Raw genomic sequence first — 13233 nt, 5'->3', positions numbered from 1 at the left:
AGGAGCAGAGCATGAAGCCTTACCGCACACTGTTGTTCGTCCCGGGGCACAAGCCGGAGTGGGCGCTCAAAGCGCTCCGCGCCGGCGCCGACGCGATTGTGCTGGACCTCGAGGATTCTGTTCCCGAGGCAGAAAAAGAAGCAGCACGCAAGACCGTCGCCGAGACCATCGACGCAGTACGAGAACATGATTCAGAGGTCGGGCTGTTTGTTCGTCCCAACGCTCTCGGTACCCGTAGTACCGGCGCGGATCTCGAGACGGTGGTGTTGCCCGGACTCACTGGCATATTCGCGCCCAAGATCGAAACCGTGCACGATGTGGTTGCGTACGATGCGTTGCTGGACCATTTCGAGCAGCGCAACGGTGCGGATCATCAGCACGTGATTGTTCCCGTCGAAACCGTCAAGGCCATCCACAACTGCCGGGAGATCGCACTGGCGTCGTCTCGAATTTCGGCCATGATCGGACCGACCGCGGAGCACGCCGACATCGCGAGGGAGGTCGGCTTCGAGTGGAGTGCGGAAGGTTCTGAGACGCTCTACCTACGGAGCCGAATCCTATTGGCCTGCAGAGAGGCCGGCCTTCATGCCCTGACCGGGCTGTGGGAGGAACTCGGTGACCTCGACGGTCTGGCCGGGTTCGCGAACGGTGGGCGTCGCCTCGGGTTTCGGGGCATGGTTGTGATCCACCCCAGTCACGTCTCGGTGGTCAACGCAGCCTTCACACCGTCCGAGACGGACATTGCCTTCTACAGAGGGCTCGCCGATGCCTACCTCGCGGGGGAACGCGCAGGGGACGGCGCTGTCCGCTACCGGGGTTTGCATATCGACCGCGCACATTACGACAAGGCGCTCCAGTGGCTCGAATATGCCGCAGAGCTCACGGAAGGAAGCAGAAATGTCTGACGCGAACGCGCCTCTTCACGGAATTCGGGTACTCGAACTCGGGACCATGTATGCCGCCCCCACCGTGGGCCGGATGTTGCGTGATTTCGGAGCCCAGGTCATCAAGGTGGAAGACCCGGAGACAGGCGACTTCGCCAGGCACTGGACTCCCCAGAAAGACGGATTGTCACTGGGATTCACACGTTTGAACGCCGGCAAGAGTTCTATCGGGATAGACCTTCGCACGGATCGTGGCCGAGACCTCGTGCGTCAACTCGCCGCGGAGGTCGACGTGGTGATCGAGTCGTTCCGGCCGGGGCGTCTCGAGAAGTGGGGGTTGGGCTACGACGAATTGAGTGCGGCTAACCCAGGGTTGGTGCTGGTCAGGGTTTCAGGTTTCGGGCAGACGGGTCCGTACTCAGAGCTTCCGGGTTTCGGCACGGTGGCCGAGACGGCCAGCGGATTCGCACACGTCAACGGATGGGCAGACAAACCTCCGACATCCCCGCCGTTCGGATTCGCTGATTCGATTGCCGGCATCTCGGCCGCGATGGGTGCCGCCATGGCTCTGTTCCGTCGAGAGCGGACAGGGCGGGGTGAAGAGGTCGATGTTGCGCTCTACGAACCGCTGATGTTCATTCTCGGCGACATGATCCTCAAGTACACTGCGACCGGAGAAATTCAGGACCGGGTCGGTAATGGTACCGGGTCGGCCTCACCGCGCGGTATCTACCAGGCCGCCGACGGTAAGTGGCTTTCCATCGCCGCATCCAATCAAGGCATCGCCAAGCGGTTGTTTCACGCCATGGGTCAGCCGGAACTTCTCGACGACCCCCGGTTTGCAACAAACCCCGCACGAATGGAGAACAACGATGCCCTCCAGGAGAAGGTGATCGATTGGGTTGCCAGTTACCCCAGGGGGGAAGCGCTCGGCATTCTGGGAAAGTTCGAGGTGGTGTCCTCGGCGGTGAACGACTCGAGCGATATCGTTGTGGACCCGCACTTCCTGGAGCGAACTCTGGTCGAGGTCAAGGGTGAGGAGTTGTTGAAGTCCGTTCTGATGCCCGGTCCGATCCTGCATATGCGGCAGAGTCCGACGCCGAACTACGACGGTGTTCCCCGGATCGGTGAGCACACCGACGAGTTGCTCGCCGCATTGATCGGTGCTTCGGCGGAGTCGATCGCGGAGCTTCGAGCAGAGTGCGTCATCGGCGGGAACGCCTGACACGGTTTATGTGAAACCTGTTGGGGATGAGGGAAGCCCGGTACGGATTATCCGTATCGGGCTTCCCTCGTCGGCCGGCCGAAATATGGGGAGTCGAACTAGGGGTGTCCGCCGTCGACCGGAATGATCGCGCCTGTGGTGAAACTGGACAGGTCGCTGGCGAGGTAGAGAGCGGTGCCGACAATCTCGTCCGGTTGGCCGCCGCGCCCCAGCGCGAAGCCCTCGGCGCGCTTGCCGAATGCCTCCATGTCCCAGGATTTGCTGACATCGGTCAGGAAGGTCCCGGCCATGATCGCATTGCACCGGACGGTGGGGCCGAGGGTGTGTGCCATACCGATCGTCATCGCATTCAATGCCGCTTTGGCAGCGGCATACGGCACTAGGCCAGCTCGGGGGTGCACTGCACTTGCGCTGCTGATGTTGATGATGGACCCTCCGTTTCCTTGCGTCATTCGGCTGCCGATGTTTGCGGTCAGGCGAAACGGTCCCTTGAGATTTACTCCTATGACCTTGTCGAAGAACTCCTCGCTCACTGAGTCGATCGTGTCGTAGAGAGGAGACATCCCGGCGTTGTTCACCAATACGTCTACCTGTCCGAATTCGTCGTAGACCTGATCTGTGAGCCGGTCGAGATCGTCCCACTTACCCACGTGCACTCCGATGCCGAAAGCGCGACGGCCGGTGAGTTCGGTTATCTCCGAGGCGTATTTGGCGCAGGCGTCGCCGTTGCGGCTGGCGATCACGACATCGGCGCCGGCTGCGGCGAAGCCCGCCACCATGGCACGGCCAAGTCCGCGGCTTCCACCGGTCACGAGGGCGACCTTGCCGGTCAGATCGATTGCGACTCCTCGAGTGGATGCCGTGTTCTCGGTGGATAGGTCGGTAGACATGTAATCACCTTTCGAAGGATGTAAGCGGTGCGTACGCGGACACCGCAACGAATAAATGGGAGACTATCTTGACGAGAGGTAGATCATAGATATTATGATAATGAATTATGGGCAGGGCGCCAAACCAGGCGATGCCCGTCACGGCCACCCAAGGGCTGCGCTGAATCGAGGCCTTAGTGCTTCGCGCCGGTGCGGCGGACCATAGAAGGGGACAGAAGAATGTCCGTAGACCAGGACGTACAACCTTTCGAACTGCCCGCGCGGTATCGGGACTTGCAGCAGGAGGCGCGCGAACTGGCCAAGGTGGTTGCTCCTATCGCGGACCGTGCCGACGAGTCGGCAACTGTCGACGCCGAGGTTCGGGCACTGCTCACGGAGAGCGAACTCGCCCGCGTGGTGGTTCCTGCGCGGTTCGGCGGCCGCGACGAAGCCGTCGACTCCCTGGCTGTCACGGTCGTTCGCGAGGCGCTGGCCTACGAGTGTGCGCACCTGGACTCGCTGTTTGCGATGCAAGGCATCGGCAGTTTCGGGCTATCCACCTGTGGCAACGTTGAATTGCAGCAAGAGTGGCTTCCGAAGGTTGCCTCGATGGAGGCTATCGCGGCACTCGCCCTGACAGAACCGCAGGTCGGCTCGGACCTCAAGGCGATGACGACGTCGGTTAAGCCCGAGGGTGACATGTTGGTCGTCAACGGACACAAGTCGTTTATCACCAACGGCGGCGCCGCAGGCTTCTATTCGGTGCTGGCGAAGGAGGGGGACGGGTATTCGCTCGTGTTGGTACCGGCTGACGCTGAAGGGGTCCGCGTCGAGACTCCGTTCCAAATCATCGCACCGCATATCCTGGGTGACATCGTGTTTGACAACGTCCGGGTACCAGAGGGAAACCGTATCAGTGCTCCCGGTGAGGGTTTCGGTCTTGTGCTCAATACCTTGGCGACGTTCCGTGTCTCTGTCGCCGGTGCTGCGGTCGGCCTTGCGCAGGCTGCGCTCGACGAGGCCGTTCGGCACACCAGTTCTCGTGAACAGTTCGGGGTTTCGCTGGCAAGACTCGGGCCGATCCCGAGCTTTCTCGCTCAGTCTTGGGTTGATGTGGAGATGTCCCGTACGTTTGCCTACCGCGCCGCTGCAGCCGCAGCGCGGGATCCGAAAGCGAATCTGCACCTGTCGTCGATCGCAAAAGCCGGTGCCACCGAGGCGGCCGGCCGGGTCGTAGACCGGTCCGTGCAGATGATGGGCCGGTTCGGTCTGGTCCGCGGGAGCAAGATCGAACGGCTCTACCGCGAGGCGCGGCCAATGCGAATTTACGAGGGCTCGACCGAGGTCATCTTCGATTCGCTAGCCAAGAAACTCGTGCGGGATGGTGTCAAATGACCTCGGCGACAAGGGCTGACACGGCGCCTGTCCATGGTGGGATCCCGTTCATCGCCGGAAAGTGGGAGTCGAGTCGTGGCGGTGAAACCGTCGAGATTCGCAACCCTGCCAACGGTGCGGCACTAGCCACGGTCCAGCTGGCTTCCGAAGTCGATGTAGACCGCGCGGTCGACGCAGCCAGGGATATCTTCGAGGCTAGGACCTGGGTTGACACCGCTCCAGGTGATCGTGCAGCAGTTCTGGACCGTGCTGCCGATTACCTTGAATCCCAGCGGGATCGGGCGGTGGATGTCCTCACCAGTGAACTCGGCTGCCCTCGGAGTTTTGCCGACCGCGCGCACGTGCCGAACCCGATTCGGATGATCAGATACTACGCCGAGCTGATCCGGACCTATCCGTTCGACGAGATTCGCGGCGACTCGACCCTGCGTAGCCTGGTCACCCAAACTCCGGTCGGAGTTGTCGGCGCAGTTACGCCGTGGAACGGCCCGTTGAGCAGCCCGGTTCTCAAGGTTGCGCCGGCGTTGGCGGCCGGTTGTTCGGTAGTGCTCAAGCCGGCGCCCGAGACTCCGCTGTCGGCATTGATGATGGCCGAGGCGTTCGAGTACGCGGGGTTGCCCGCAGGAGCGCTCAGCGTGCTGCCCGCCGGCCGTGAGGTCAGCGAACACCTGGTGCGCAGCCCCGCAGTGGACAAGGTGGGCTTCACCGGCAGTACCGCGGCCGGGAAGAGGATCATGGCGCTGTGCGCCGAAAGGGTCGCTCGGGTCACGCTCGAACTGGGTGGCAAGTCGGCGGCCGTGATCCTCGACGACTCCGATCTCGACGCAGTCGTCGCGAAAGTGGTCCCGATGGCGATGATCGTCAACGGACAGCTGTGCATTTCGCAAAGTCGAATCCTGGCTCCACGCAACAGGTACAAAGAAATCGTCGACCGCCTCGCCGCCGCTGTCACAGCGTTGCGCGTCGGAGATCCGTTCGATACCGATACCGACATCGGCCCGCTGGTCAGCGCTGCGCAGCGCGATAGGGTCGAGGGCTACCTCTCCATTGGAGCGGACGAGGGAGCCCGGGTTATCGGCGGCGGACGCCCGACAGGCGAAGACAATGGTTACTTCGTCAATCCGGCAGTGCTCGCCGACGTCGACAACGGCATGCGGGTAGCACGTGAGGAGATTTTCGGACCGGTCATAGCAATCATTCCCTACGACACCGAGGCGGATGCCGTGCGAATCGCGAACGATTCGCCGTACGGACTATCCGGATCTGTTTGGTCCGCTGACACCGATCGGGCAGTGTCCGTGGCGCGTCGGATCCGTACCGGAATGGTCAGCATCAACGGAAACCCGCAGGCCTTCGGCACTCCGTTCGGTGGGTTCAAGCAGTCCGGGATCGGCCGTGAAATGGGTCCTGAGGGTCTGGCGGCGTATCTGGAGAAGCAGTCGATCGCTCTCGGTCCGAACATGTGAACGGGAAGTGACACCGAGGCTGAGTATTTCACGCGGACAGTGATATTCGAATCGCCCGAAAATTTTTTGATTCAAGGGAGAACCATGAAGTTCGGTCTGGCCATCATGAACGATTTTCCGCCCGGCATGCTCAACCCTGCCAAACTTACCGAGTTGCGCGAGCAGGTGAGTGCTGCAAGGAAATCGGGATTCGAATCGGTGTGGGTGCTGCAGCACTATCTAGGGAACATGCCTACTCTGCAGCCGATCCCATTGATCGCTTCGTTGGCCGAGCGCGCCGACGGGATGGACGTTGGCACTAATATGTTCATCCTGCCCCTGCGGCACCCCGTTGCCGTCGCCGAGGAATTCGCGACGATCGATCACCTCAGTGCCGGCAATGTCATCGCCGGTTTCGGAATGGGATATCGCGACAACGAGTTCGAATCATTCGGTGTACCGATGGACGAGAGGGTCGCCCGGTTCGAGGAGGGCGTCGAGGTTATTCGCGAGTTGTGGAGTGGGCGCACAGTCAGTTTCCAGGGCAAGCACTTTCAGCTCGATGAGCAGCGAATCAGTCTCGAACCGGTTCAGCCCGGAGGTCCCAAGATCTGGATCGGCGCGGGTGCACACAAGACCGGCGCTCGGCGTGCTGCCCGACTCGGCGATGCCTGGATCATTCCTCCGCACGTGACACCCGACCGCCTGGATGTGGTGCTCGGGCACTACCGTGCGGAGCGCGATCTGCTGGGCAAGGGCTCTGACGGCGAGCTTGTTGTCCGACGTGAACTGGTGCTCGATGAGAACCCGGACCGTGCGCGTGAGATCGGCGTGCGCGCCCGCGGCGCGTTGACCCAGAAATACTCGGCCTTCAACGCACCCGACGCTTCGGGTGTTTACAAGCACCTGGACGGCGCCAACTCCGCAGAGGAAGTGGCCGACCAGTCGTATCTGTTCACCGATCCGGATACCGCTGTCGAGAAGCTCAAAGCGCTGGAGAAGCAGGGCATCACCTACGTGATCTTGAGGATGCAGTGGTACGACCTGCCGCAGGACGAGTTACTCAAAACCATGGAACTGTTCCGCGATCGGGTGCTGCCCGAGTTCGCTTCGAGCGCGGCATGACTCGCGCGGGCGAGAGCGTGGATGCGGGTGCCGCGCCGGCACCGCTCGACGGGCGGCTGCGGGAATTACTCGAGCGTGGCCGCAGCATGGGCGGCCCGCCGATGTACGAGTTGGCGGTTCACGATGCGCGGGCCAAAGTAACAGCAGGCAACGTGCTCTGTGCTCTTGGACCGAATGCCGTTGGAGTCGAGAATATTACGCTGGGATCGACGTCATTGGCGGCTAGACGCTACTTTCCGGCGGCAGGCGAAGACCCCGTTGCGGTGGTGGTGTACTTCCACGGCGGCGGCTGGGTCACGGGCGATCTGGATTACGCAGACAACGTGTGCCGATATCTTGTCGCCGGGGCGGGAGTCGAAGTGGTCAGCGTCGACTACCGACTTGCGCCGGAAGCGCGATTCCCCGCTGCTGCTGACGACGCTGTGACTGCGGTCGTTTCGGTTGCCGCCACAACCGTAGGCTTGCCGCTTGCAGTTGCAGGAGACAGCGCTGGGGGAAACCTTGCCGCAGTTGCAGTCGCGCATTTGGGTGGTGTCATCGATATTGCAGCTCAGGTATTGCTGTATCCAGTTCTCGACAGTGATACCTCTCGCCCGTCGTACAGGCGTTCATCGTCGGCCGACGGAATCGGTACCAAGGAGATGGAGTGGTTCCTGGACCACTATTGCCCAAATCCGGAGGACCGCGCTGGCACTATGTTCTCTCCGATGAATGGCGAGGATCTCGGCGGGCTTCCACCGACGGTGCTGCTCGTGGCCGGGCACGACCCGCTGCACGACGAGGGCGTGGATTTCGCCGAACGGCTGCGGCGTGCGGGGGTTCCAGTCGAGTTGATCGACCACCCTCAGATGAATCACGGATTCTTTCGATTCGACTCCGTACTCGGGGACTATGTTCCCCGCGCCGCCGCGCAACTCTCCGAGGCACTCCTGAGGGCCTTCGGCTTTCGTAACTAGCAACCTGAAACCGAGGGAGGAACTCTGATGGATGTTCTCACTGCGATAAAGACGAAACCGATGAAGCGATTCCAGTATGTGTCGCTCATGGCATGTCTACTTGTCATCACCGTCGACGGATTCGATGTGTTCGTCATGGGTTTCGTACTGCCACACCTTCCCGACGACTTCTTCTCCGGGACAGCAGAGAAGGGCTATCTGCTCAGCGCGGGACTGTTCGGAATGGCTGCCGGGTCGATACTGCTGGCACCCTTGGCCGATCGGATCGGACGACGGAAGCTGGTTCAGATCTGTTTGACCGCAAGCTTTGTGGGGATGGTAGCGAGTGCGATGTCACCGAACGTCGAAGCCCTGATCGTGGCTCGGCTCATCACGGGAATCGGTATCGGAGGCATGGCCGCGAGTCTGGTTGTGCTCGTTCAGGAGTACTGCTCCGACAGTCGTCGGAACCTGATGGTGGGCATCTATTCGATCGGGTTCCCAGTCGGTAGCCTGGTCGGCGGAGGAATCGGCACACTCCTGGTGGGTTCGCTCGGCGGATCTTGGCATGTGATGTTTGCCTTCGGCGCGGTGATCACCCTCGTAGCGATCGCCGTCGCCTACGCCTTCATGCCGGAATCGATCGACTTCCTGGTCACCCGCAATACTCCGCAGGCGCAAGCCGAGATCAACAGGATCGTCGCGCGCTTGGACGATCCGTCCATCGACCCCGATGCTCGTCCGGTCGCGACTCCGGCTCTCGTCGCGGAGGGGAGCCTACGGAGTCTGTTCTCGGGCCGGCTCGCCAGGCGAACTTTGTTGTCTTGGATTGCCTACGCCAGTTTGATGTGCTCGTTCTATTTTGCGAACACGTGGACCCCCGAGTTGGTGAAGACAGCCAGCGGCGACGCGAATTTGGGTACGACTGCCGGTCTGATCCTCAGTCTCGGTGGACTATTCGGTGCGCTGACATTCAGCCTGTGGACCCTCAAGACATCGGCGCCACGGGTGCTCTGGATTTCGATGCTGGGTGCGGCGATCTCGATATTTACCTTCGCTGCCTTCTTCACCCATTCCGCCGTTGCGATCGCCATCACCGCGGCAGTGGGTCTGTTCACCTACGTCGCGATCACTGCGAGCGCGGCTGTGGTGCCGCAACTCTACCCTGCAAGTTCGCGGGCCACCGCGATGGGCTGGATGCTCGGCGTCGGCCGACTCTGCTCGATCTCGGCTCCGATTTTTGTCGGATATGCGTTGGCCGTTGTTGCACCACAGACGCTGTACTACTTCGCAGCCATCCCGATGTTGATCGGCGCCTGGGCTACTCACGCATTGTGGAGGCTGAGTCGGAGACCGGAATTAGAGTCGATCGACATCGAGGAGAATGCGGCCTCCGCCGCGCATTGACACGAGCGGATGCGCACTACGAAGACGGGCAGGGAGATCCCCGGCCTGTCTTCGCGTTATGAGAAGTGGGCTGAATCCGACTAGAGCGCTGCCCAGGTAATCGGTTGGTTGAGAAGTGCCGCAGACTTTTTACGCAGGAACCCCGCGAGTTCGTCCATATGCTCGCGCATCGCGGCTTCGGCACCGTCCGGATCGCGCCGGGCAACGGCGTCCAGAACCGCCCGATGAGCTGCCAGGTCCTTTTTTCTGCGGGCGAGAGGGTACTCGGAGAACATCGGTCCTTCGAAGATGCCGTCGATGGCGTCGATCAGGTATCCGAAGACCGCATTGCCAGACGCCCAGGCCAGCGCATCGTGGAATTCCTTGCTCGTTTCATGGAACAGATTGATGTCCCGGATGTTGTCGTCCATCCGCGACACTGCCGCTTCCATCGCAGTCAGGTGTTCGTCGGTGACCCGTGCGGCGGCGAGACGTGCGTTCATCGGCTCGAGACCCACCCGGGCCTCGAGGATCGAATCGAAGGGTGTCTTCTCGAACTGAAGTAGTAGAGCGAGGCTGTCCATGAGGTGCGAGGCGTCCGGCTTCTCGACGGTAGGGCCACCGCCCGGACCAGGCTTAAGCGACAGTGCACCAGACAGTTCGAGGAATCGGAGCGCTTCGCGAAGCGTTCCCCTGCCGATTTCGTACTGATCGAGCATGACTTTTTCCGGGGGTAAACGGTCCCCGGGGCGTAGCCCTTTCGCCGCGATCTCGGAGACGATTCGCCTCGCCACGATCATTGCGGTCTTTTCCGGCCTACCTGATCTGGCAGCCATGCGTGTCCCCTCCAAACCCTGTGCTCGATTCGGAAACAGATGTTACGGGACGGAAGCTACCGGTCAGGCTGCGGTGGTAGCGACGGATTGACAGAATCCCCTTTTCTGAGAATTGGTGGTTGAGTTTGTGAGTCGGCACTGGCACGGGTCGAACTGGTTGAAACGGCTCGATTTCGTTGGCGCTGTGAATGCTCGAGCAGTTTTCGTAACTCTGCGCATTGTGCATCGGCCGACTCGGCCCAGTTCTGAAACATGATGCAACGGGTGTATTTCACGCGCTGGTAGGAGCTTGAGTGATGGCTACTTCCGGAATGCAGAGCCCGACCACAACACGTGTTGTGGTCGGGCTCTGCATTCCGCGTGAAGTCGATTGCCGTATCCGGGTGTCAGCGGCCCGAGCGCCCGCCGAGACTGCCGGTGGGCAGTTCGAGCGACCCAGTCCCTCCGGTGCCAGGCACTTCCGGGGTAACTTCGCCGTCGTCGACGAGGATGGTCAGGCTTGTTGTCTGAGACAGAACGCCCCGCGTGGTGATCTCGGTGGTGAATGTTCCGGTCGCAGTGGGGATGCCCGAGATAGTTCCGTCGTTTGCGAGTGTCAGCCCTGCAGGTAGTGCGGCCCCGGTTACTTCGAAGGAGACGGTGCGGGCTCCTACCGTGGTGAGTTGGTGCACGTAAGCCTGGCCGACGTGTGCGGTCGGCAGGGAGGTCGTCGTCAGCTCGGGATAGGTAGCAATGGCGGTCAGTCGGCCGCTATTGGTTGTTGTCGCAACGGCTCCGGTGGACTCGTCGAGTGCAAGAGACTTCACGCGATCGAGTTCGGGAACGCGTGTGCTGTCGAGTGCTGCGACGGAACGGTCAGCGAGGTCTACTGACCAGAGGAGACCTTGCTTCACATCTGCGACATAGGCGATGCCCGCTGCTGAGTCGACGACGACTCCGCTCGCGATCGTGTCACCGGAGAGGGTGATCTTGTCGAGCACTTGAATACGTCCTGGCGTGGGGTCGATTACCCAGACATTCGTCGTGCGGGTGTCCGTCATGTAGACGTAGCCGTTGTCGTCGTTCACATCCAGTTCGACCGGGTAGATGTCCGAGCCGCGCACGACGGGTGTCGGAGCGCCGCCATTGCGTACGTCGATCTGCCACAGCGTGCGCCCGTAGCTCTCGGAGATCAGGTTGGTGTCGGCGACGTAGAGGAGGCCGCGCTTCGCGTCGAAGGCGAGCTTTGTGGGTGTGGCGTCAGCATGGACGACGAGGTCCGTCACCGAGTCAGCGGCATTGGGATCGAGGACGCGGATGATCCCGGTGCGGTAGTCGGCGAAGTACACGCGGTGCGTTACCGGGTCGACGGCCACGTCGTTGATCGCCGGGCGAGTGCCGTCGGGGTTCTTGTCGCTGAGCGTTACTGTCTTGGTGACAGAGCCGGTCACCGTGTCGATGACGGAGATGGCCCCGCCGTAGGACGACGTCACGTATGCCCGTCCGAGATCCGGATCCACGGCAACCGCTGACTGGTACGCCACGACACCGTCTACAGACGACAGATTCGCGCCGGTGCTTATGTCCAGCACTGCAAGCGAAGTCGTGCCGTATTGCGTGGCATAAGCACGGTGCGAGGCTGAATCGACGGCGATGTCGCCAGGCTGATTCGCAGTGATGCTTGCTATGACGCCGTACGTCGGCGCTTTCGCCGGAGCGGCGTGTGCGGAGGGTGCCATGACGGCCAAACCGACGACGGCTACAGCGACAGCCATTGGCGCCGTGACCGTACGTCGGTAGTGATGCAATCTCATGAAGGATGCCTTTTCTGATCAGAATGCCTCCCAATCTGGAGGTCAGGTAACCCTAACTTTGATTCGTGGTTTTGTGATGAGACCGATCGCACACCGAAGTCGCGTCGGGGCCGTGACCATAGTCGACGTCTTACGGGTACGGTGCTATGAAAAAGTCTGTGCTGTAACGAGTTAACTCGTCGGAGGTGCGTGATAACCGTGGACCTGTCGAGGAAACGGACTCCGGGGTTCGGTGGTTGTTTTGCTGGAGTCGACCAAAGTTGTTGCAGCGTAGTTTGATTGAAATTTCCCGAAGAACATCTGAATCTGTTGGGGCGCAAGGTTTATGGATGAAGTGTTGACGTGGTCGCGCGGCGGTGTGGTCGCGCGGCAGTGTCAGTACCAACGATGATCAGCGATTGCGGTGCGAGGCCCGAACTTCGGTTTGACGGCCTGGCCGCTGACCTGCAGGAGCCGGACCGCCCGATACCGATGCGGTTGCAGGGGAGCGAGGTACTCGACCATACGAGCGTCGTCGATCGGTTCGCCGAGGAGTGACCAGCCGACAACTGCGGCGAGATGGTAGTCGCCCACCGACAGAGCGTCCGAATCGCCGAATGCACGCTGGGCCACCTCCGCGGCCGTCCAGATTCCGACGCCGGGCACGGCTCGCAATCGCCTCGTCGCCTCCGCCCTCGAGAAGGTCGACGCTTGCTCGAGTCGATCGGCAACCCGAGCGCACTGCACGATCGTCTTGGATCTTGCCGGGTCCACGTTCGCGCGATGAAACTCCCACGACGGCATCCGTCGCCACTGATCCGCGGTGAGTGGAACTCGCATTCCGTCGGGCGCCGGTCCGGGAGCTCGTTCTCCGAACTTGGTCAGCAGACGTCTCCACGCTGCAAAGGCGTCGACGCCGTGGACACGTTGTTCGAGGATGGCGGGGACGAGAGCCTCCATGACGCGTCCGGTGCGTCCGATCCGCAGATGCGGGAAGCGTCGATGAGCTTCGGCCAGCTTGGGATGTTCGGGAGCAAAATCGTCGGCTTCGTCGTCGAGACCGAGCAATGCTTCGGCTCCGCCCAGGAACTCCGTAGCGCCGACGCCCCACGACTGCACGCGGACGGTGTGGCGATCCGACTGTGTAATGCGGTAGGTCACAGGACCCGAAAGTTGGCGGGAAACTCGCCAGATCGCGCCGTCCGGGGTACGCCTGTGAGCGGGGTCGCCAGGTCCGCGCTGATGCGGGCTGAGCGTCAGCGCGGCATCGAGTGGTCGCTGAGAAGTCACCGTGACTTCGGCAGCCTCGAGTTTCGGCGTCATCGTCGGCCAGCGTATCTGCAACGGTCGCCCCGCGTTCA

11 protein-coding genes are annotated in these 13233 nt (G+C 61.6%); 7 read left to right on the top strand and 4 right to left on the bottom strand.

Annotated features, from left to right (window positions below; genetic code table 11):
- Window positions 1–11: 11 nt before the first annotated feature.
- Both KYT97_RS15810 and KYT97_RS15805 read left to right on the top strand, forming a co-directional pair.
- On the top strand, window positions 12–905 hold the full coding sequence (locus KYT97_RS15810) for an HpcH/HpaI aldolase/citrate lyase family protein (protein ID WP_219110204.1): 894 nt from the start codon (window positions 12–14) through the stop codon (window positions 903–905).
- Complete coding sequence (locus tag KYT97_RS15805) at window positions 898–2109, top strand: CaiB/BaiF CoA transferase family protein (protein ID WP_219110203.1); 1212 nt, start codon at window positions 898–900, stop codon at window positions 2107–2109. The genes KYT97_RS15810 and KYT97_RS15805 overlap by 8 nt, the downstream gene beginning before the upstream one ends.
- A 98-nt stretch (window positions 2110–2207) precedes the next feature.
- Here the strand turns inward: KYT97_RS15805 and KYT97_RS15800 are convergent, their stop codons facing one another.
- On the bottom strand, window positions 2208–2999 hold the full coding sequence (locus tag KYT97_RS15800) for an SDR family NAD(P)-dependent oxidoreductase (RefSeq protein ID WP_219110202.1): 792 nt from the start codon (window positions 2997–2999) through the stop codon (window positions 2208–2210).
- Window positions 3000–3218: 219 nt separating this feature from the next.
- On the opposite strand from KYT97_RS15800, the gene KYT97_RS15795 reads away from it, so the two are divergent.
- The 5 genes from KYT97_RS15795 (at window position 3219) to KYT97_RS15775 (ending at window position 9285) form a co-directional block, all read left to right on the top strand.
- Window positions 3219–4373: an acyl-CoA dehydrogenase family protein gene (locus KYT97_RS15795; protein ID WP_219110201.1), complete on the top strand. Its 1155-nt coding sequence runs from the start codon at window positions 3219–3221 to the stop codon at window positions 4371–4373.
- The gene (locus tag KYT97_RS15790) at window positions 4370–5839 is read left to right on the top strand and encodes an aldehyde dehydrogenase (RefSeq protein WP_219110200.1); all 1470 of its coding nucleotides are present in this window, start codon (window positions 4370–4372) and stop codon (window positions 5837–5839) included. Before KYT97_RS15795 ends, KYT97_RS15790 begins: the two co-directional genes overlap by 4 nt.
- Before the next feature lie 84 nt (window positions 5840–5923).
- Entirely contained in the window at window positions 5924–6943 is a 1020-nt protein-coding gene (locus tag KYT97_RS15785; RefSeq protein ID WP_219110199.1) for an LLM class flavin-dependent oxidoreductase, read from the top strand.
- Window positions 6940–7899 carry an alpha/beta hydrolase gene (locus KYT97_RS15780; RefSeq protein WP_219110198.1) on the top strand — a complete coding sequence of 320 codons (960 nt, stop codon included), beginning with the start codon at window positions 6940–6942 and terminating at the stop codon, window positions 7897–7899. Before KYT97_RS15785 ends, KYT97_RS15780 begins: the two co-directional genes overlap by 4 nt.
- Window positions 7900–7926: 27 nt before the next feature.
- Complete coding sequence (locus tag KYT97_RS15775) at window positions 7927–9285, top strand: MFS transporter (protein WP_219110197.1); 1359 nt, start codon at window positions 7927–7929, stop codon at window positions 9283–9285.
- A gap of 80 nt (window positions 9286–9365) precedes the next feature.
- Here the strand turns inward: KYT97_RS15775 and KYT97_RS15770 are convergent, their stop codons facing one another.
- From KYT97_RS15770 to KYT97_RS15760, 3 genes are all read right to left on the bottom strand, one after another.
- Complete coding sequence (locus KYT97_RS15770; RefSeq protein ID WP_219110196.1) at window positions 9366–10100, bottom strand: FadR/GntR family transcriptional regulator; 735 nt, start codon at window positions 10098–10100, stop codon at window positions 9366–9368.
- Between the two features lie 386 nt (window positions 10101–10486).
- Window positions 10487–11854: an NHL repeat-containing protein gene (locus tag KYT97_RS15765; protein WP_245005834.1), complete on the bottom strand. Its 1368-nt coding sequence runs from the start codon at window positions 11852–11854 to the stop codon at window positions 10487–10489.
- A 414-nt stretch (window positions 11855–12268) separates the two neighbouring features.
- The gene (locus KYT97_RS15760; RefSeq protein ID WP_219110194.1) at window positions 12269–13195 is read right to left on the bottom strand and encodes a DNA-3-methyladenine glycosylase family protein; all 927 of its coding nucleotides are present in this window, start codon (window positions 13193–13195) and stop codon (window positions 12269–12271) included.
- Between the last annotated feature and the right edge of the window lie 38 nt (window positions 13196–13233).

Source organism: Rhodococcus globerulus (assembly GCF_019334125.1).
Taxonomy (GTDB): Bacteria; Actinomycetota; Actinomycetes; order Mycobacteriales; family Mycobacteriaceae; genus Rhodococcus_F; species Rhodococcus_F globerula.
This window is presented reverse-complemented; position numbering and strand designations above follow the sequence as displayed.